Here is a 19,461-nt window from a genome sequence, read left to right as displayed (position 1 = left end):
TCATGGCGCCGCAGTGACCCGCCTCAGCGTCAGATTGATACGCCCGCCATTCTTCAACAGCGTTGATGTGCCGGGATAGGTGCGGGTGACGCCGTGAAAGGCAAGCCTGCTCTTGCCGGCAAGCAGGACGATATCGCCGCTCTTGAGTTTCAGCGAGGCCGCCTTGCCGCCGCGCTCCGTGCCGCCGACGCGGAACAGGCAGGTGTCACCGAGGGATATCGAGAGAACCGGTGCCTTCATGTCGGCCTCGTCACTATCCTGATGCATGCCCATTTTCGCGGTATCGTCGTAGAAATTGACGAGGCAGGCCTCGGGCGGCAGCGGATAGTCTGCAAGCACCTCCCAGAGCGCGCGCAGGCGTGCGGGCATTTCGGGCCAGTGCTTTCCGGTCTTGGGATGGGTTTCCTGATAGCGGTAGCCGCGTTCCTTGTCCGTGACCCAGCCGAGCGTGCCGCAATTGGTCATCCGCACCGACATTTCCTTGCCGGTCCGCGGCATGGCGGGCACGTAAAGCGGTGCGGCTGCGACCACCGCGCGGATGTCCTCAACGAGCGCTTCCTGGGCGGCGCGATCGAGAAAATCCGGCAGAAAGCGGAAACCGTCAGGCAGATCGGCCATGGTCCGGGTCATCGCGCTAATCGTCCGATGCGGGTTTGCCGCGCATTTTCTTGATGGTGGCGCGGCCTGATTTTTCCTTCAGCCGCCGTTCGATCGAGCCCTTTGTAGGCCGGGTCTTGCGCCGTCGTGGCGGCGGCGGGGCGGCGGCGGCGAGGATCAACTCCTTCAGCCGTTCGCGGGCATCCTCGCGGTTGCGCTCCTGGCTGCGAAACCGGTTCGCCTCGATCATCAGCACGCCGTCCTTGGATACCTTGCGGCCGGCAAGGCGCACGGCATTGCGCTTGACGTTCTCCGGAAGCGAGGGCGATGCGGTGAGCGGAAAGAACAGCTGAACCGCAGTCGCGACCTTGTTGACATTCTGCCCGCCGGGTCCGCCCGCGAGCACGAACTGCTCGGTGAGCTCCCAGCCGAAGATCGTGATCCGGTCATTGATGAAGAGGTCGCTTGATGCCATGAGGGTGGTTATCTCATGTCAGGCCCCGCCCCATCAAGCCCTGTATCCTTGACCTGCGGCAGGGCGAGGACTAGGAATGGGCAACGGCGAGGGACGCCGGCCGCCCGCAGGCACATTGCCAAGGTGAAGCTCCCTTCAAACCGATGAACGAAGTTTTTCAGACTTTGCGCATTCGCGTTTCTGGCAATGCGGGCCCCGGAACACCAGACAAGCGAATGCGAAGGGAAAACTTCGCAATGCCCCATACGCCCCTCCCCGCCCTTGAGACACTCAAGGAACAGGCAAAACGCCTGCGCACCCGCCTTTCCCAGGAAGGCGAGAGCATCACCCATTCCCGCGCGCTCGAACTGATCGCCGCGCTATATGGCTTCCGTGACTGGAATACGCTTCATGCCCGGATCGGCAACCGCCCGCCGCTCAATCCGTGGATGCTGGGCGCAAGGGTCAGCGGCAGCTATCTGGGCCAGCCGTTTTCGGCCGAGGTGCTGTCGGTCGAGGCGCTCCAGAACAGGCCGGGACATTTCCGGCTGACGCTGAAATTCGATGCGCCGGTCGATGTCGTGACCTTCGAAAGCTTCTCCGCCTTCCGTCATCGGATCAACTGCATCATCGATGAAAACGGCCGCTCTCCGGCGAAGACGTCGGACGGGCGGCCGCATGTGGAGCTGTCATGGTAACGGGGAGACCCGTCGCCGTTTTCTCGCTCTGCCTTGTGGCTGGTGTATCCGGTGAAGCGGTTTCCGCTTCACCGGGAATGCTCTAGTAGATGCCGGTTTCCCGGGCGACGCGGCGATAGGCAGCGCCCCCGGTGAAGCCGCCATCGATGACGAAGTCCTCGCCGGTGATGAAGGCCGAACCTTCGGAGGCGAGGAACAGCACGAGCTGCGCCACCTCTTCCGCTTCGCCCGATCGCTGCATCGGCGTCATCTCGATCATCGGCTTCAGATGCGGGGAATTGCGGTTGAGATCGGTGACGATCAGGCCGGGGCAGATCGCGTTCACGCGAATGCCCTTTTCCGCATATTCCATCGCCGCCGTGCGGGTCAGCCCGCGCAGCGCCCATTTGCTGGCGGTATATGCCGGGTCGTAGTGGCCGGAAAAACCGCTGTTGGACGAGATGTTGATGATCGAGCCGCCGCCGGTTTCGATCATCAGCGGCACCGCCGCCTTCAGGCCGGCAAAGGCGCCGGTGGCGTTGACGTCCAGAACCTTCCGCCATTCGGCAACCGACATGTCGGTGATGGTCTTGCGGTTGATGATGCCGGCATTGTTGACGAGGATATCGAGGCTGCCGGTCCATGCCTTGACCGCCTCGACCACTGCCTGCCAATCGGCCTCGGCGGTCACGTCGAGCTTCATGAAGCGGGCCTCATGGCCAGCCGCATTCAGCGCTTCGGCCTTTGCTTCGCCTTCCTCCACGAGCACATCGCAGAGCATCACCTTCGCGCCGGCTTCGGCGAGGAGAGCGGCTTCGACTGCCCCCTGCCCGCGGCCGGCGCCGGTGACGATCGCGGTCTTGCCGGAAAGATCGTTGAGGGCCGCTTTTGCTTTCGAAAGGCTCATGCCTGCACCATCTTCTGGCGCTGCTCGCCCAGACCTTCCGCACCGAGCGTGACGATCTGACCTTCCTTGAGGTAGGTCGGCGGCTTCATGCCGAGCCCGACGCCGGGCGGCGTGCCGGTGGAGATGATATCGCCAGGCTCCAGCGTCATGAACTGAGAGATGTAGCTGACGAGATGGGCGACCCCGAAGATCATCGTGCGGGTATTGCCGCGCTGGCGGCGCTCGCCATCGACATCGAGCCAGAGATCGATGTTCTGGATGTCTTCAAACTCATCCGGCGTCACCAGCCACGGACCTGTGGGGCCGAACGTGTCATGGCTCTTGCCCTTGATCCACTGGCCGGCCCGCTCCGACTGGAACGCGCGTTCGGAGACATCGTTGACGAGGACATAGCCCGCGATATGGGAAAGCGCGTCAGCTTCCTCGACATATTTTGCACGGGTGCCGATGACGATGCCGAGTTCGACCTCCCAGTCGGTCTTTTCCGAACCGCGCGGGATTTCGACGTCGTCATTGGGCCCGCAAACGGCGGTGGTCGCCTTGGCGAACAGCACGGGTTCGGGCGGCGGCTCCTTGCCGGTTTCGGCGGCATGGTCGGCGTAATTGAGGCCGACGCAGATGAATTTGCCGATATTGGCGACCGGCGCGCCGTAACGCGGGCTGCCATCCACGCGCGGCAGGGTTTCGACGTCGAGCCCGGCGATCTTCGCAAGCGATTCCTTTGAAAGCGCATCGGGACCGAGATCGCCGATGACGCCGGACAGATCGCGAATGGCGCCTGCACCGTCAAGAATTCCGGGCTTTTCGGCGCCCTTTTCACCGTAACGTACCAGTTTCATAAGCTGCTCCAGCGGTAGGATGGGTCGAAACGGGCACCTTACAGGCAATATCGCCGCGCCGACCCTTGCATCAACTCAACGATCGGGGCCGAAGCCCCGATCATGAAGCGATCACGCGCGACGATAGCCTTCCAGCTGCTCGTCGGGAACATCCGGCAGGTTGGTGACCAGATTGTCCGGTGTGCGGCAGGTGAGCCAGACCAGCTCTTCTGTGGTGCTCATGTTGACTTCGACATGGGGCATGAACGGCGGCACGAACACGAAATCGCCGGCATACATGTCGATATAGTCCTTGTAGTCCTCGCCGAAATAGATGCGGCCGTGACCGGACAGAACGTAACCGCCGGTTTCTGCTTCGTCATGATGATGCGGCGGGGAGCGATGGCCCGGCTCGTTGCTGACGCGGCCGAACCAGATCTTGGTGGCCGGCGTGTGCTGCGGGCTGACGCCGGATTTGCGGACGCATTCGCCCGACTGCAGGGTCTGTTCGCCGAGCTCGCTGCTGCGGGTGACGACCGGAACGACGGAAGCGCTCATGATTTTCCTCCAAACCTAAAGTTTCTTGATCGGGCGGCGCCCCTCGCGAGAACTGCGCGACTTTTACGCAAGTGCGAAGGACACTGTATGAAAACGATAACTTTCGGCGGGAGAAATTACAAGAACACAGCGAATTTATTTTAAATCTAAATTATTGATGCCGTCACCCACGCGCAAACATCCCCCAAGCCGGGAAAGCCGGGGCAGAGCGCGAACATCAACGGAGGGCCCGTGCCGGCCGTCTGGAATGACGACCGGCACAAAAGCGATCAGGCGGCCTTGGCCTTGTTCTGACGGTTCTCGATCAGATCGTCGACGACCTGCGGATCGGCAAGCGTGGACGTGTCGCCGAGCGAGCCGAAATCATCCTCGGCGATCTTGCGCAGGATACGGCGCATGATCTTGCCGGAGCGAGTCTTCGGCAGGCCGGGGGCGAACTGGATCTTGTCGGGCGTCGCGATCGGCCCGATTTCGGAGCGAACCCATTTGATCAGCTCCTGGCGCAGCGCCTCATCGCCTTCATGATCGCTCATCAGCGAGACGTAGCAATAGATCCCCTGCCCCTTGACCGGGTGCGGATAACCGACGACGGCGGCCTCGGACACATAATGGTGCGAGACCAGCGCGCTTTCGATTTCCGCCGTGCCGAGGCGGTGGCCGGAGACGTTCAACACGTCATCGACGCGGCCCGTGATCCAATAATAGCCGTCCTCATCCCGCCGGCAGCCATCGCCGGTGAAATACTTCCCCTTATAGGTGGAGAAATAGGTCTGGATGAAGCGGTTGTGGTCGCCGTATACGGATCGCGCCTGACCCGGCCAGCTGTCGGTGATGCAAAGATTGCCGTCGGCCGGGCCTTCCAGCACATTGCCTTCATTGTCGACAAGCTGCGGCTTCACGCCGAAGAAGGGCTTGGTGGCCGAACCGGGCTTCAGATCGGTCGCGCCCGGAAGCGGCGTGATCATCATGCCGCCGGTTTCGGTCTGCCACCAGGTATCAACGATCGGGCAGCGCTCGTCGCCGACGACGCGATAGTACCATTCCCAGGCTTCCGGATTGATCGGCTCGCCGACCGAGCCGAGCAGACGCAGGCTCTGGCGCGAGGACTTCTTCACCAGATCATCGCCCGCCCCCATCAGCGCGCGGATCGCGGTGGGCGCGGTATAGAGAATGTTGACCTGGTGCTTGTCGACCACTTCCCAGAACCGTCCGGCATCCGGGAAGGTCGGCACGCCCTCGAACATCAGCGTGGTCGCGCCATTGGCGAGCGGGCCGTAGACGATATAGGAGTGGCCTGTAACCCAGCCGACATCGGCCGCGCACCAGTAGATATCGCCATCCTTATAGTCGAACACATATTCATGGGTCATCGAGGCCCAGACGAGATAGCCGCCCGTGGTGTGCAGCACGCCCTTGGGCTTGCCGGTCGACCCTGAGGTGTAGAGGATGAACAGCGGATCCTCCGCCTTCATCTTGGCCGGCGGGCAATCGCCCTTCACCGTCTTGATTTCCTCGTGATGCCAGAGGTCGCGCCCGCGTGCCCAGCCGACCTTGCCGCCGGTGCGGCGCACCACCAGAACATGGTTCACCAGAACATACTGCTTGGCGGCAATATCGATGGCGAGATCGACATTTTCCTTGAGCTGGATCGGCTTGCCGCCGCGCACGCCCTGATCGCAGGTGATCACGAAGGTCGACTCGCAATCGACGATACGGCCGGCGAGCGCCTCGGGCGAAAACCCGGCAAAGACGATCGAATGGATCGCGCCGATGCGCGCGCAGGCCAGCATCGCATAGGCCGCTTCCGGCACCATCGGCATGTAGATCGTCACCCTATCGCCTTTCTTGACGCCGTGCTTCTTCAGCACGTTCGCCATGCGGCAGACCTGATCGTAGAGCTGGTTATAGGTGATCTTCTTGTCGATATAGGGATTGTCGCCTTCCCAGATGATCGCGGTTTCCTCGCCGCGGGTCTTCAGATGGCGGTCGATGCAATTGTAGGAAACGTTGGTCTGGCCGTCCTCGAACCACTTGATCGATACGCGGCCCTTGAACGAGGTGTTCTTTACCTTGGTATAGGGCTTGAACCAGTCGATGCGGCGTCCGTGACGATCCCAGAAGATTTCCGGCTCCTCAACGCTCTCCTGGTACCATTTTTCATACTTCGCCGCGTCGATCTTGGCGCGTGTGCTGGCCGACTTCGGGACCGGATAGGTTTTGGCAGACATGCATTCCTCCTTAGAACCGTCTTTCCTCCATGAATTCCTTCATACTACGTGCGAAGGCTTCTTCAATAAGACATTGGTCAATTCTCGTCTGATCAATTGCAATTAAAGCAATTTCCCTTTATATCACCGGCCATGATTTCCCGGAAATAGTGGCAAACACCCACGGACCGCGACACCGGCGCGGACGATAGAAGGACTATATCCAATGGCGCAAAAGCTGCTTATGCCCAAGGCGACTGCCGTATGGCTCGTTGACAACACGGCTCTGTCTTTCGACCAGATCGCTGAACTGTGCGCGCTCCACCCGCTGGAAGTGAAGGCCATTGCGGACGGTGAATCCGCGCAGGGCATCAAGGGTCTCGACCCGATTTCCACCGGCCAGCTTTCCCGCGACGAGATCGAACGGGCGGAGAAGAATCCGAACCACAAGCTGAAGCTTTCCGAGCCGAAGGTGCGTGTGCCGGAATCCAAGCGCAAGGGCCCGCGTTATACACCCGTTTCCAAGCGTCAGGACCGCCCGAACGCGATCCTGTGGCTGGTGCGCAACCATCCCGAACTCAAGGATGCGCAGATCTCGCGCCTTGTCGGCACCACCAAGTCGACCATCGAGCAGATCCGCGAACGGACCCACTGGAACGCCGCCAATCTGACGCCGATGGACCCTGTCACGCTTGGCCTTTGCAGCCAGATCGACCTCGATCTGGAAGTCAGCAAGTCCGCCAAGGACCGCCCGCTTCCCTCCGCCGAGGAGCTGGACAATGCGACGCTCGCTTCGGCAAACGAAACCGAAAACCTCGGTTCCGGCCACTCGGACCGCGAAATGTCGGCCGACGAAGTGTTCTCCCGCTTTGCCTCGCTCGGCAATTCGGTGAAGGACGATGATGACGAAGACGATCGTTAAGCGCGGTTCATCCGTTTGAGAATGTCTGAAGGGGGCTCACGCCCCCTTTTTGTTTGGGCAAAGCTCATTGGAGCCAGACCTTGTGCTCAGGCCACCCGCTCATCGAAACGTTCGCGCGCCGCGTGGATGATGGTGCGGTTTTCCGCCGTCCACTGATGCAGGGCGCAATAGAGCGATTTCAGCGACACCCCGAGTTCCGTCAGCTCATACTGGACGCCCACCGGCGAGGTTGCCAGGACATGGCGTTCCACCAGGCCATTGCGCTCGAGGCGGCGGAGCGTGTCGGTCAGCGCCTTCTGGCTGATGCCTTCCAGCGCACGTTTCAGCGCGTTGAAACGGCACGGACCATAGGCAAGCGTGGTCAGCGCCATCACCGACCACTTGCCGGAAATATCATTCAGGATCTCCCGGCTCGAGCAAGCGCCCTGAAGGGTCAATGTCGCCGTTTCGGCCATAAGCGGTTTCCTTTTCTATACCTAGGAAAAATATAGTGCCTTATTGACACTAAGTCCACAATTTATACCTATACCGCCAACTTAACCTGCCCTGGTCTCCGCACAAGGAAACAACAATGTCAAACGTTGCAAACACGGCGCTGTTTCGTCCGTTCACCTTCAAGAACCTCACGCTGAAAAACCGCATCGTGATGGCCCCGATGACGCGCGGCTACTCGCCTGAAGGCGTTCCGGGCCAGAACGTCGCCGATTACTACCGCCGCCGCGCGGAAAGCGATGTCGGCCTGATTCTCTCCGAGGGCACGGTCATCGACCGCCCGACCTCCAAGAACCTGGCGGCAATCCCGGATTTTCACGGCGAGAAGGCGCTCGCCGGCTGGAAGAATGTCATCGACACTGTCCATGCCGCAGGCGGCCGGATGGGCCCGCAGATCTGGCATGTGGCGAACACCATTGCCGCCGCCGATTATCCGCCGAACCCGGATGAGACCGAAAGCCCGTCCGGCTTCGTTTCGCCCGGCGAAAAGCGCGGCCGCGCCATGAGCGACGAGGACATCGCCGACACCATCGCCGCCTTCGCAAAGGCAGCAGCCGATGCCGAGCGGCTTGGTTTCGACGTGGTCGAGATCCACGGCGCCCATGGCTATCTGATCGACCAGTTCTTCTGGCAGGGGCTCAACCTGCGCGATGACAAGTGGGGCGGACCCTCGATTTCCGACCGCGTCCGTTTCGGCGTCGAGGTGGTGAAAGCCGTGCGCGCCGCAGTCTCCCCCGACATGCCGGTGCTGATGCGTCTCAGCCAGTGGAAGCAGCAGGATTACAGCGTCCGCATCGCCACCACGCCGGACGAGATGGCTGAATGGATCGAACCGCTGGTCGGCGCCGGCGTCGATATCCTGCACTGCTCGCAGCGCCGCTTCTGGGAACCGGAATTCCCCGAGATCGATGGAGAAAAGGGTCTGAACTTCGCCGGCTGGGCGAAAAAAATCACCGGCGTTCCGACAATCTCGGTCGGCTCCGTAGGCCTCAATGGCGGCGATTTCCTGAGCTGGTTCGGCGGTGCGGAGGCTGATGCCAAGGCGCCAGACCTCGCCAACCTGACCGAGCGCATGGAAAAGGACGAGTTCGATCTCATCGCCGTCGGCCGCGCCCTGATCGCCGATCCGCAGTGGGTCAGGAAGATCGAGGCCGGAAAGACCGACGAACTCACCACATTTTCACGTGAAACACTGGGCACACTGGCCTGAGCATGCATGATGAAGGCGGCCGGCCCGGCCGCCTTCCCTGGCCGTCTCTCCACCGGCGTGGCAGCATCGAAAACGCGCTGGAATGGTTGAAACCTGCGCCTGGTGCCGTCTTGAAACCGTAAGCCGGCGCTACATCTAATGGACGAGCTGGCATGGACCACAACGGCGCCATGCCATTATCCTGTTCGCCCTCCCCGGTGGGCGCAAGTGGACATGTCCATGCCCGATACGCGATGCCGCCTTTTCCGCCTTCTTTCCGTGTCCATCATCGCCCTGACGCTTGCGCCGGGCATTGCCTCGTCAGCCGACAGCGCCCTCCGACAGGCGCTTTCAAAAGCGGTCGCAAGCGATGACCCGGACGCCGCAAGCGCCGTGGTGGCGCGCACGGTCGTGCTTCTGGGAGAAGGCCGGTTCGACGACATCGCCGACATCGATGACGATGCGCTCGATCATCTTCTGCCGATCCTCGACCCCGCCGGTGGCGCCGAGCTGATCGTCGATCTTGCCGAATCCGCCGGCCGCACCGGCAATCCCGCGCGCCAGGACCGGATCGCGGCGATCGGCGACAGGTTTATCGACGAGCGCCTGACGGATGCCCATGACAGGCTGTCGATGGCGATCAACCTTGGCTACGGCTATCTCGGCGCCGAACGCGGCACGGAAGCCTTCGCGCGCATGACCGCCGCCCGCGACGAGGCCGTGGCGATGGATGCCGGCGACGATCTCGCGCGCCTCTGCGCGATCGCGTCCGACACCTTCATCCGGGCCGGGTTCCAGGATCTCTCCTATCAGTTCTACGATGAATGCGACGATCAGGAGCTGATGAACCAGACGCCGACGCCGGCGCGCAGTTTCTTCTGGCACAATTACGCGCTGGTGCTGCGCGACCAGGGCCAGTTCGACAAGGCGATGTCGCGGCACTACCGGGCGCTGCAGGAATTTGCCAGCCAGTTCGGCGACTATGCGCCCGAGGTTCGCGATGCTTATGACGGCATGGCCCAGACGGCGCTTGCCTCAGGCATGACCGGCTCGGCGGATTCGCTTGCCGAGATGGCGATCGACACCGCACGCTCCGGCGGCACGGATGACGGCGATGACTATTACCGGCTCCTCAACAATGCCGCCGCAGTGAAGCGGGCGCTGCTGCGTTATGGCGAGGCCGAGGCGCTCGACCGCGCGGCACTGGAATGGCGGAAGGGCAATCTCGGCAACGAAAGCCGGGCGACAATGACGTCCTGGTACAATCATACGCTCGACCTGATGGGCGAATTGAACTGGGAAGACGCCTTGGGATCGCTGAATGCGATGATCGCGGCCGCCTCCGATCCCTCCGCCCTGCCCTATTCGCCCGAAAAGCTCGACTTCTTCCGGCAATATCTCGAGGCACGGATCAACGATGCCGCCGGAAAACCGTTCGAGGCACCCGCGCTTGAAACGGTCATCGCCGCCGACGCGCCCTACGAACTGATCTATGGCGTCGAGAACCTTCTCGCCGGCAGCGCGATGCGGAAGAATGATTTCGAGCGCGCCTATAAGCTGATCGAGGCCTTCGACCGCTGGACCGAGGACGCGCTGCTGGCGGAAACGCCGGCGCGGCTGAACGCCCGACTGGAGCTCGCGGCCGCCGAGATGATGACCGGCCGCCCCGCCGCCGAAAGCCTTACCGCGCTCAATGCCGACATGTTCAACTGGGTGCGCGAACAGAGCATGAGCGGCAGCTATTCGACCGCCGTCGCCAGCCGGCATCTCGCCGACATCCTGCTCTATCTGCAGGCGGAACAGGCCGTCGCCGATCAAAGTTTCGCGCCGAACTTCGCCGACGCCGTCAATCTCTGGAAGACCTTCGAACGGCCGGCGGATGTGGCTCTTGTCAAAGAGGTCGCTGCGAACGGCAATACCGACCTTGAGGAAGCGCTGCGCCGCTATCGCCGCGATACCGGGCGGTTCATGGAATATGTACGCTCGGCCCCGGTCACCGACACCATTGTCGCGATGGACGGACAGTTGCGCGCCGAGCAGGAGGGGCTGAATGCGCGGCTTACGGCAGCGGGTCTGCCCGAAACGGCGTTCATCCGGGACCGGTACGACATTCCCGAACCGGCGGGTTTCGACGTGAAGGAAGGCGATGTCGTCGTCGAACTGATCGTCATCGACCGCTGGGAAACCCGCGACCTGACCGGCGATCCGATCCTGAAATCGATCTATGGCGTGGTTTATCAGAATGGCGCGCCGATCAAGGCCCATCTCGTCGGCGCCTACACCGCAGGCTCGGCGCTTGCCGGAACGCCCGAGAACGCCGTGGTTCTGGAAGAGCTTGCCGGATGGCTTTCGACGCTTGAGGCAAAGCGGCTGTTCGTCGTCTCCGACGGCTTCCTCTACCAGTCGGACATGACCGGGCTCCGGGCGAAGGCGGATGGTCCTCGGCTCGGCGAGGTGGCGGACGTCTATCTGCTCTCCAAGCGCAATGCCTATCTTGAGCGCGACCGCCATGCGGGCCTTGAAGCCGGCAACCGGGTGACGCTTGCTGGCGGTCTGTTCTATGATGAGGACGCCGAAGAGGGCGACAGCTATCTTGCCGGCAGCCTCACCGAGGTCGAGCTGATCGGCAGTCTCGTCGAACGGCACGGCGCCACCGTGACCACGTTTACCGGCAACGACGGGACCGAAGACGCGATCGCATCGGTCGCCGCGAAAAGCGACGTGCTGCACCTCGCCACCCATGGCTTCTTCGTCGCCAATGACGAGCGGCCCTACAGCCTGTTCAACGCCGGTATCGAGCTCTCGGAACCGGTTTATGCGGGGGACGTGGCCAATCCCGACGACAACATTGCCTATGCCCAGGAAATCCTCGACTGGGACCTTCTCGATACCAAGCTGGTGGTGCTGTCCGCTTGCGAGACCGGGCTTGGCGCGGATACGCCGATCGATGCCGTACGCGGCCTTCCGATGGCGCTGGCGCGCGCCGGCGCCAGCCGCGCGCTGATCACGCTCGACGTGATCCCCGACAAGCAGACCGCCACGATCATGGACCGGTTCTACACCTATCTGGTCGAAGACAATAAGACCTACGCGGATGCATTCCTCGCCACCAAGCGCGACATCTGGGCCGGCCGGCTCGATGGCGTCGAACCGTCGGTGGCGGGCGCTTTCGTGTTTTACGAGAACTGAGGCGCAAGCCTCAGGCGGAATAGTCCCGCTCGCCGAAGATCGCGGAGCCGACGCGCACGCTGGTGGCGCCGAAGGCGATGGCGATCTCGTAATCGCCGGACATGCCCATGGAGAGCTTTGGCACGCTGTTTTCGATCGCAAGATCGTGCAGCAGCGCGAAATGGGGGCCCGGGTTTTCGCCAGCCGGCGGAATGCACATCAAGCCCTCGATCTCAAGGCCGAGCTCGTCGCGGCAGAGCGTGATGAAGGCCTCCGCCTCGCGCGGATCGATGCCGGCCTTCTGCGGCTCGTTGCCGGTGTTGACCTGCACATAGAGGCGCGGCGCCCTGCCCTGCTTCTTGATTTCTTTCGAAAGCGCGCGGGCGATCTTTTCGCGGTCGACGGTCTCGATCACGTCGAAGAGCTTGACCGCGTCCTCGGCCTTGTTGGATTGCAGCGGGCCGATGAGATGGAGTTCGATATCCGGCGTCTCTTCCTTCAGCGCCGGCCATTTCTTCTGCGCCTCCTGCACCCGGTTTTCGCCGAAGACGCGCTGTCCGGCCTCGATCGTCGGGCGGATCGCATCGGCATCATGGGTCTTGGAGACGGCCACAAGGGTGACGCCGGAGCGCTCTGCCTCGTGTTCGGCGGCCCGCACCTTGGCCAGTACCTCTTCCAGATTCTCGCGCACACCCATATCGTCACACCTCACATTTCGATTGCCGCGTCACCATATTGCAAAGGCATCCGGCGAGGCAACGTCGCAGGGCCTGATTCCGGGCCGTTTTGCTTGACGCTGAAGCGCTTTCATGGTGAAGCTCACCGCCAAAATCCCAAAGAAAAAGAACCGAGCACATCCGATATGGCATCCGAACGTTACAACCCGCGCAAAGTTGAACACGAGTGGCAGGCACGCTGGAATGACGAGAACGTCTTCGTCACCGACAATGCCGACCCGCGCGAGACCTATTACGTGCTCGAAATGTTTCCCTATCCTTCGGGACGCATTCATATCGGCCATGTCCGCAACTATGCGATGGGCGATGTCGTCGCCCGCTACAAGCGCGCCCGCGGCTTCAACGTGCTGCATCCTATGGGCTGGGACGCCTTCGGCATGCCGGCCGAAAATGCCGCGATGCAGAACAAGGTTCACCCCAAGGACTGGACCTACGAGAACATCGCGACGATGCGCGGCCAGCTGAAATCCATGGGCCTGTCGCTGGACTGGACCCGGGAATTCGCGACCTGCGACGTCGAATACTACCAGCGCCAGCAGCATCTGTTCCTGGACATGCTGGAAAAGGGCCTGGTCTACCGCAAGCAGTCCAAGGTCAACTGGGACCCGGTCGACATGACCGTGCTTGCCAACGAGCAGGTGATCGAGGGGCGCGGCTGGCGCTCCGGCGCGCTGGTGGAACAGCGCGAGCTGACGCAGTGGTTCTTCAAGATCACCGATTACGCCCAGGATCTTCTGGACGCGCTCGACACGCTGGATGGCTGGCCGGAAAAGGTCAGGCTGATGCAGAAGAACTGGATCGGCCGTTCCGAAGGCCTGATGATCCGCTGGGATATCGCCCGCGGCAGCGAGATGGACGACGTCACCGTCTACACCACGCGCCCCGACACGATCTTCGGCGCCTCGTTCCTGGCGATCTCCGCCGACCACCCGCTGGCGAAGGAAGCCGCGAAGCACAATGACAAGGTCGCCGCCTTCTGCGAGGAGACGCGCCGCGCCGGAACGTCGCTGAAAGCGCTCGAAACCTCGGAAAAGAAGGGCATCGACACCGGCATCACCGTGCGCCATCCCTTCGACGAGAACTGGGAGCTGCCGGTCTATGTCGCCAACTTCGTGCTGATGGATTACGGCACGGGCGCGATCTTCGGCTGCCCGGCCGGCGACCAGCGCGACCTGGACTTCGCCCGCAAATACGACCTGCCGGTAACCCCGATCGTGATGCCGAAGGATGGCGATGCGGCAACGTTCGAAATCGGCGACGTCGCCTATACCGATGACGGCGTGATGATCAATTCGCGCTTCCTCGATGGCATGACGACGGACGAAGCCTTTGAAACCATTGCGAAAAAGCTGGAGACCGAGATTGTCCGCGGCGCGCCGCGCGGCGAACGCAAGGTCAATTTCCGCCTGCGCGACTGGGGCATTTCGCGCCAGCGCTACTGGGGCTGCCCGATCCCGGTGATCCATTGCGACGACTGCGGCGTGATCCCCGTGCCGAAGGCCGACCTGCCGGTGAAGCTGCCGGACGACATCGACTTCGAAAAGCCCGGCAACCCGCTCGACCGTCATCCGAGCTGGCGCAATGTCGCCTGCCCGCATTGCGGCAAGCCTGCCCGGCGCGAAACCGACACGATGGACACATTCGTGGATTCGAGTTGGTACTACACCCGCTTTACCGCGCCCAACGAGGACGCCCCGACCGATCCGGCGATCGCCGACCGGTGGCTCCCCGTCGACCAGTATATCGGCGGCATCGAGCACGCGATCCTGCATCTGCTCTACTCGCGCTTCTTCACCCGCGCGATGAAGGCGACCGGCCACGTGAACCATGACGAGCCGTTCAAGGGCCTGTTCACGCAGGGCATGGTGGTGCACGAGACCTATCGCCTCGGCGGCAGCGGCACTTCGGGAAGCTGGGTCTCGCCGACCGATATCCGCATCGAGGAGACCGACGGCGCCCGCAAGGCCTACATGCTGGAAACCGGCGAGGAAGTGGCGATCGGCTCGATCGAGAAAATGTCGAAGTCGAAGAAGAACGTCATCGATCCCGACGACATTCTGGCGACCTATGGCGCCGATACCGCCCGCTTCTTCGTGCTGTCGGACAGCCCGCCGGACCGCGACGTGGTCTGGACCGAGGCCGGCGTGCAGGGCACGTTCCGCTTCGTGCAGCGCATCTGGCGGCTGATTTCCGAGGCGGCGCCGGCGCTTGCCAGCGCCGAGGCAAAGCCCGGCACGGACGGCAAGGCGCTGGAGATCTCGCGTGCCGCCCACAAGACGCTGAAGGCTGTTGCCGGCGATATCGAGGCGCTCGCCTTCAACAAGGCGATCGCCCGCATCTACGAGCTGGTGAACGCGCTGGCAGCCCCGCTGACGGAGGCTGCCGAAGGCAAGGCGGATCAGGAAACGCTTGGCGCGCTGAAAGAGGCGGGCCTGTTCGTGACGCACTGCTTTGCGCCGATGATGCCGCATCTGGCGGAAGAATGCTGGAAGGTGCTCGGCGGCGAGGGTATGATCGCCATGGCTTCCTGGCCGGCTTTCGATGCCGGCCTGACCGCCGACAATGAAATCACCCTGCCGGTGCAGGTGAACGGCAAGAAGCGCGGCGAACTGACCGTTGCCCGCGATGCCGATCAGGACAGCATCAAGGCCGCGGTGATGGAACTCGAAGCCGTTACAAGGGCGCTCGAAGGCAAGACGCCGAAGAAAGTGATCGTCGTACCGCAAAGGATCGTGAACATTGTTGTCTGACCGCTTTTTCCGCGCCGTTCTGCCGGCCGCCGTGCTTGGCGCGGCGCTGGCGCTTTCCTCCTGCCAGGTCCGCCCGCTTTATGGCGGCGTGGAGGGCACGGCGCTGAATGCGAAGATGCATCAGCTCGCCTTCAACACCCCGGTGACCCCGGTTGCGCAATATGTGCTGAACGACCTGATCTTCATCACCGGCGGCGGACTTGGCGAAAGTGCCGATCCGAAATATGACGTCAACATTACCGCCTTTGCGGTAACCTCCGAGGTGCTGGTGGACGATTCCTCCGATACGGCAAGCGCCGGGCGCACGATCGTGACGGCGGATTACGCGCTCAGACGGCGTTCGGACAGCAAGCTGCTGGCCTCCGGCCGGCGCCAGTCGATCGCGCTGGTGGATTTCCCGTCGCAGGAATATGCGCGTCTGCGCGCCATCCGTGACGCCGAGCAGCGCGCCTCGCAGGAAGTGGCCCAGATCATCAATGCCGATCTCGCGATCGCGCTCAACAAGGAGCCGCCGGAGGTCATTCCCTCCGCCCCTGCTCCGAAATAGCAAGGTCAGCCGATGACCGAGATAAAGTCCCACCAGTTTGACGGCTTCCTGAAGCAGGATGCCCGCAAGTACCGGGTTTTTCTGGTCTACGGGCCCGATCGCGGGCTGGTGAGCGAGCGCGCGACGCAGATCGCCAAAGGCACGGGCGTGCCGCTTGATGACGCCTTCGCCGTGATGAAGCTCGACAGCGGCGATATCGATGCCGGCCGTATCATGGACGAGATGAACGCCATCGGCCTTTTTGGCGGCGAGCGACTGGTGTGGGTGCGCGCCGGCGGCAATGACAAGACGCTTTCCGACGTGATGAAAATGCTTGCAGAGACCCCACCGCAGAACGCCTCGCTGATTATCGAGGCAGGCGAGTTGCGGAAAGGCACGGCGATGCGGAAGGCTGCAGAGGCTGCGCGCAGCATTGCAGCCATTCCCTGCTATGCCGATGATGCCCGCGCGCTCAATACGCTGATCGATCAGGCGCTTTCCGAGGCGGGACTAAGGATCACCCCCCCTGCCCGGCAATTGCTGCTGTCGCTGATCGGCGGCGATCGGCTGGCGACGCGCAACGAAATCGACAAGCTGGTGCTCTATGGCCGCGGGCTGGATGTGATCAACGAGGAGCACGTCGCGGCCGTCATCGGCGATGCCAGCGCGATTTCAGCCGATGATGCGGTGGATGCCGTGCTCTCCGGCGATATGGCCGCCCTTCGCCACGCCATGGCGAAGACGGCGCAATCCAAGACACCGATCTTCCTGATCCTGAACGGCTGCATCCGCCAGTTCCATCTGCTCGACCAGATGCGTGCCGAGATGGAAAGCAAGCGCCTGCCCGCGAGCCAGGTGATGCAGACCCATGGCCGGCACATCTTTTTCAAGCGCAAACCGATCTTCGAACGCGCGCTCGGCGCCTGGAACAGCGCGGCGACCGCAAGGGCGCTGCGGCTTCTTGCCGACACCGTCCTGAAGACGCGGCAATATCCCGAACTAGAGGAAAGCATCGCGATGCAGACGCTTCTGTCGCTATCGCTGCGGTCGAACCGCGCTGCGACGCGCGGTTGAGAATCCTCCGAAGTCTCTCCGCAAGACTCTGATACAACTCAATTATATTGTATCATATCAATTTGGCGTGCGATCAAGACGACGGCAAAGATCGTCGAGCTGATCGAGAGTCTTGTAGGAAATCCTGATCTGACCGCCATTCGCCTTGTGATCGATCACCACGCCAAGGCCGAGACGGTCCGAGAGGGTCTTTTCGAGGGCGAGCGTATCGGCATCCTTCTGACGCGCCTGCCGTGTCGCGCCGCTTCCGCCTTCGATTGCCTTCTGCGCCAGCCGCTCGGTATCGCGTACGGACATGCCACGCTCGACAACCGTACGGGCAAGGCTTTCCGGATCAGGCGTAGAGATCAACGCACGAGCATGGCCAGCGGACAGCGCGCCCTCCGCCAGCATGGTCTGGACACCTTCCGGCAGCTTTAAGAGGCGGAGACTGTTGGCGACATGGCTGCGGCTCTTGCCAATAATGTCACCGAGATCATTCTGGGTGTAGCCATGCTCGGCCATCAGAAGTTCGTAGCCATTGGCCTCTTCGAGCGGGTTGAGATCGGCACGCTGGACATTTTCAACAATGGCGATCTCGAGCGCGGTGCGATCATCAACGTCGCGGATCAGCGCCGGAACTTCCGCGAGACCCGCAAGCTGTGCTGCGCGCCAGCGCCGCTCGCCGGCGATGATTTCATAGCGCTGCTCACCGATGGTACGGACCACGACCGGCTGCACGATGCCGTGCTGGCGCACGGAGGCCGCAAGATCACGCAGATCCGCCTCCTCGAAATGGCGCCGCGGGTTGCGGGGGTTGCGGCTGATGAACTCGATCGGAATCCGTCGATCGGCCGAAACCGGTGGCGCACCTGTCTCGGCCGGCCTTTCGATATCGCCGATCAGCGCGGCAAGGCCGCGGCCGAGACGCCGTTTGGAATTGTCATCGCTCATCGCATCACCACCCTTGGAGTATCACGCCGCCGCCAGCGCGCGTTCGCGCTGGATGATTTCCGACGCAAGCTGAATATAGGCCTGGCTGCCCTGGCACCTCAGATCATAGAGGATGACAGGCTTGCCGAAGGACGGCGCCTCCGACACGCGGACATTGCGCGGTATCAGCGTCTTGTAGACCTTTTCGCCCATATATTCGCGCACATCCGAGACGACCTGCTGGGCAAGGTTGTTGCGGCTGTCATACATGGTCAGAACCACACCCTGGATTTCGAGCCCGGGGTTGATCGTGCTGCGCACTTCCGAGACCGTGTCGAGCAACTGGCTCAGACCCTCAAGCGCAAAAAACTCGCACTGCAACGGCACCAATATCGCATTGGCGGCACCCATGGCATTCATCGTCAGCAGGTTGAAGGAAGGCGGGCAATCGCAGAACACGTAACGATACTTGCTGATATCGCTGTGCGCCAATGCATCACGCAGCTTGAAAACGCGCCGCGGATCGGTGGCAATCTCCAGTTCGAAACCGAGAAGATCGAGCGTCGATGGCACGATATCGAGATTGGGAACCGCAGTCCGCACGGCGGCCTCGACCAGCGTCTTGTCGCCGACGAGTACATCATAGGCGGAGACGCTCCGCTGATTGCGCTCGATCCCGAGACCGGTGCTGGCATTGCCCTGCGGATCCAGGTCGACGATCAGCACCTTTTCCCCGATGGCCGCAAGCGCGGTTGCCAGATTGATGGCCGTCGTCGTCTTGCCGACGCCACCCTTCTGGTTGGCAACCGTAATGACGCGCGTCTTGTGACTCATGGCCGTCCCGCCCCTGTTTTCAAAAAGCCGGTGCAAGGCCCGAAATTTCGAGGATGACCGAGCCGGACTCGACCTTGCTATCATGTTTTATCAGATCGAAGGTCCATCGGTCACGCGCTTTGTCAATCTCGCGCTGATAATCCCGGCCCTTGTGGAAAAAGGCACGGAACGCCGGATCTGCCTGAAACCAGGGAACGGCGTAGACGAAAAGATCGTCAAGCGCGGCGAGCGCACGCGCCGACATCAGCTGTGCCTGCGCAATTTCGGAGGGCGCGGTCTCGGCGCGAATGGCGTGCACGCTGGCACGAGCGCCCGTCTCGCGGATCGCGGTGCGCAGGAACGACGCCTTCTTGTTGTTGCTTTCCACGAGATGGACCCAGCCCTCCCCTGCTTCGGCGAGCAGGATCGCCGTGACGATGCCAGGAAACCCTCCTCCGCTGCCGAGATCGATCCAGGTTCGGGGCTCCGGCGCAAGGCTGAAGAGCTGGGCGCTGTCTGCGATGTGGCGATCCCAGATCTGCTGCCTGGTCGAAGGCGCAACAAGGTTGATCGAGCGCGCCCATTTTTCGAAATGCGCCACGAAGCGATCCAACCGCTCCTGTGTTTCACGTGAAACAGTCTTGCCGTTCAACTTCACAA

Annotated in this window: 18 protein-coding genes; 7 read left to right on the top strand and 11 right to left on the bottom strand. The window is 62.2% G+C overall.

What is annotated here, in order from left to right; all coding sequences use genetic code 11:
• Together HPQ62_RS19155 and arfB are read right to left on the bottom strand one after the other, a co-directional pair.
• The gene (locus HPQ62_RS19155; RefSeq protein ID WP_174804281.1) at positions 1–618 is read right to left on the bottom strand and encodes an alpha-ketoglutarate-dependent dioxygenase AlkB family protein; all 618 of its coding nucleotides are present in this window, start codon (positions 616–618) and stop codon (positions 1–3) included.
• A gap of 16 nt (positions 619–634) precedes the next feature.
• Positions 635–1,072 carry an alternative ribosome rescue aminoacyl-tRNA hydrolase ArfB gene (gene arfB, locus HPQ62_RS19150; protein WP_174804204.1) on the bottom strand — a complete coding sequence of 146 codons (438 nt, stop codon included), beginning with the start codon at positions 1,070–1,072 and terminating at the stop codon, positions 635–637.
• A 236-nt stretch (positions 1,073–1,308) separates the two neighbouring features.
• Between arfB and HPQ62_RS19145 the strand changes: the two genes are divergently transcribed.
• Positions 1,309–1,749 (top strand): glyoxalase superfamily protein, encoded by a 441-nt coding sequence (locus tag HPQ62_RS19145; RefSeq protein ID WP_174804203.1) that lies wholly within the window; start codon positions 1,309–1,311, stop codon positions 1,747–1,749.
• A gap of 82 nt (positions 1,750–1,831) precedes the next feature.
• Here HPQ62_RS19145 and HPQ62_RS19140 read toward each other — a convergent pair whose 3' ends face one another.
• The 4 genes from HPQ62_RS19140 to acs form a co-directional block, all read right to left on the bottom strand.
• Positions 1,832–2,635: an SDR family NAD(P)-dependent oxidoreductase gene (locus tag HPQ62_RS19140; RefSeq protein ID WP_174804202.1), complete on the bottom strand. Its 804-nt coding sequence runs from the start codon at positions 2,633–2,635 to the stop codon at positions 1,832–1,834.
• Positions 2,632–3,474, bottom strand: a complete 843-nt coding sequence (locus HPQ62_RS19135) for a fumarylacetoacetate hydrolase family protein (RefSeq protein ID WP_174804201.1) — start codon at positions 3,472–3,474, stop codon at positions 2,632–2,634. Before HPQ62_RS19135 ends, HPQ62_RS19140 begins: the two co-directional genes overlap by 4 nt.
• A 111-nt stretch (positions 3,475–3,585) precedes the next feature.
• Positions 3,586–4,011 carry a cupin domain-containing protein gene (locus HPQ62_RS19130; RefSeq protein ID WP_174804200.1) on the bottom strand — a complete coding sequence of 142 codons (426 nt, stop codon included), beginning with the start codon at positions 4,009–4,011 and terminating at the stop codon, positions 3,586–3,588.
• A 269-nt stretch (positions 4,012–4,280) separates the two neighbouring features.
• Positions 4,281–6,239: an acetate--CoA ligase gene (gene acs, locus HPQ62_RS19125; protein WP_174804199.1), complete on the bottom strand. Its 1,959-nt coding sequence runs from the start codon at positions 6,237–6,239 to the stop codon at positions 4,281–4,283.
• A gap of 205 nt (positions 6,240–6,444) precedes the next feature.
• Here acs and HPQ62_RS19120 point away from each other — a divergent pair, with 205 nt between their 5' ends.
• Positions 6,445–7,140 carry a DUF1013 domain-containing protein gene (locus HPQ62_RS19120; protein WP_174804198.1) on the top strand — a complete coding sequence of 232 codons (696 nt, stop codon included), beginning with the start codon at positions 6,445–6,447 and terminating at the stop codon, positions 7,138–7,140.
• An 86-nt stretch (positions 7,141–7,226) separates the two neighbouring features.
• Here HPQ62_RS19120 and HPQ62_RS19115 read toward each other — a convergent pair whose 3' ends face one another.
• A complete protein-coding gene (locus tag HPQ62_RS19115; RefSeq protein ID WP_174804197.1) occupies positions 7,227–7,595 on the bottom strand; it encodes a winged helix-turn-helix transcriptional regulator in 369 nt (122 codons plus the stop codon).
• 116 nt (positions 7,596–7,711) lie between these two features.
• On the opposite strand from HPQ62_RS19115, the gene HPQ62_RS19110 reads away from it, so the two are divergent.
• The gene (locus tag HPQ62_RS19110) at positions 7,712–8,842 is read left to right on the top strand and encodes an NADH:flavin oxidoreductase (RefSeq protein WP_174804196.1); all 1,131 of its coding nucleotides are present in this window, start codon (positions 7,712–7,714) and stop codon (positions 8,840–8,842) included.
• Between the two features lie 219 nt (positions 8,843–9,061).
• Complete coding sequence (locus tag HPQ62_RS19105; protein WP_174804195.1) at positions 9,062–12,010, top strand: CHAT domain-containing tetratricopeptide repeat protein; 2,949 nt, start codon at positions 9,062–9,064, stop codon at positions 12,008–12,010.
• Positions 12,011–12,020: 10 nt separating this feature from the next.
• Here HPQ62_RS19105 and HPQ62_RS19100 read toward each other — a convergent pair whose 3' ends face one another.
• A complete protein-coding gene (locus HPQ62_RS19100) occupies positions 12,021–12,686 on the bottom strand; it encodes a YggS family pyridoxal phosphate-dependent enzyme (RefSeq protein WP_174804194.1) in 666 nt (221 codons plus the stop codon).
• 165 nt (positions 12,687–12,851) lie between these two features.
• Between HPQ62_RS19100 and leuS the strand changes: the two genes are divergently transcribed.
• The 3 genes from leuS to holA are packed head-to-tail and all read left to right on the top strand — an operon-like array spanning position 12,852 to position 17,076.
• Positions 12,852–15,476: a leucine--tRNA ligase gene (gene leuS / locus HPQ62_RS19095; protein ID WP_174804193.1), complete on the top strand. Its 2,625-nt coding sequence runs from the start codon at positions 12,852–12,854 to the stop codon at positions 15,474–15,476.
• The gene (locus HPQ62_RS19090) at positions 15,469–16,023 is read left to right on the top strand and encodes a hypothetical protein (RefSeq protein ID WP_244629776.1); all 555 of its coding nucleotides are present in this window, start codon (positions 15,469–15,471) and stop codon (positions 16,021–16,023) included. The genes leuS and HPQ62_RS19090 overlap by 8 nt, the downstream gene beginning before the upstream one ends.
• Before the next feature lie 12 nt (positions 16,024–16,035).
• Positions 16,036–17,076 (top strand): DNA polymerase III subunit delta, encoded by a 1,041-nt coding sequence (gene holA / locus HPQ62_RS19085; protein WP_174804191.1) that lies wholly within the window; start codon positions 16,036–16,038, stop codon positions 17,074–17,076.
• A 57-nt stretch (positions 17,077–17,133) separates the two neighbouring features.
• On the opposite strand, the gene HPQ62_RS19080 is transcribed toward holA, so the two are convergent.
• From HPQ62_RS19080 to rsmG, 3 genes are read right to left on the bottom strand one after another with little or no spacing between them, the layout of a single operon-like run.
• On the bottom strand, positions 17,134–18,009 hold the full coding sequence (locus HPQ62_RS19080; RefSeq protein WP_174804190.1) for a ParB/RepB/Spo0J family partition protein: 876 nt from the start codon (positions 18,007–18,009) through the stop codon (positions 17,134–17,136).
• Positions 18,010–18,030: 21 nt separating this feature from the next.
• Positions 18,031–18,822, bottom strand: coding sequence for a ParA family protein (locus HPQ62_RS19075; protein ID WP_174804189.1), 792 nt, complete (start codon positions 18,820–18,822; stop codon positions 18,031–18,033).
• 19 nt (positions 18,823–18,841) lie between these two features.
• On the bottom strand, positions 18,842–19,459 hold the full coding sequence (gene rsmG / locus HPQ62_RS19070) for a 16S rRNA (guanine(527)-N(7))-methyltransferase RsmG (RefSeq protein WP_174804280.1): 618 nt from the start codon (positions 19,457–19,459) through the stop codon (positions 18,842–18,844).
• Positions 19,460–19,461 lie beyond the last annotated feature (2 nt).

Source organism: Martelella limonii, from assembly GCF_013344475.1.
Taxonomy (GTDB): Bacteria; Pseudomonadota; Alphaproteobacteria; order Rhizobiales; family Rhizobiaceae; genus Martelella; species Martelella limonii.
This window is presented reverse-complemented; position numbering and strand designations above follow the sequence as displayed.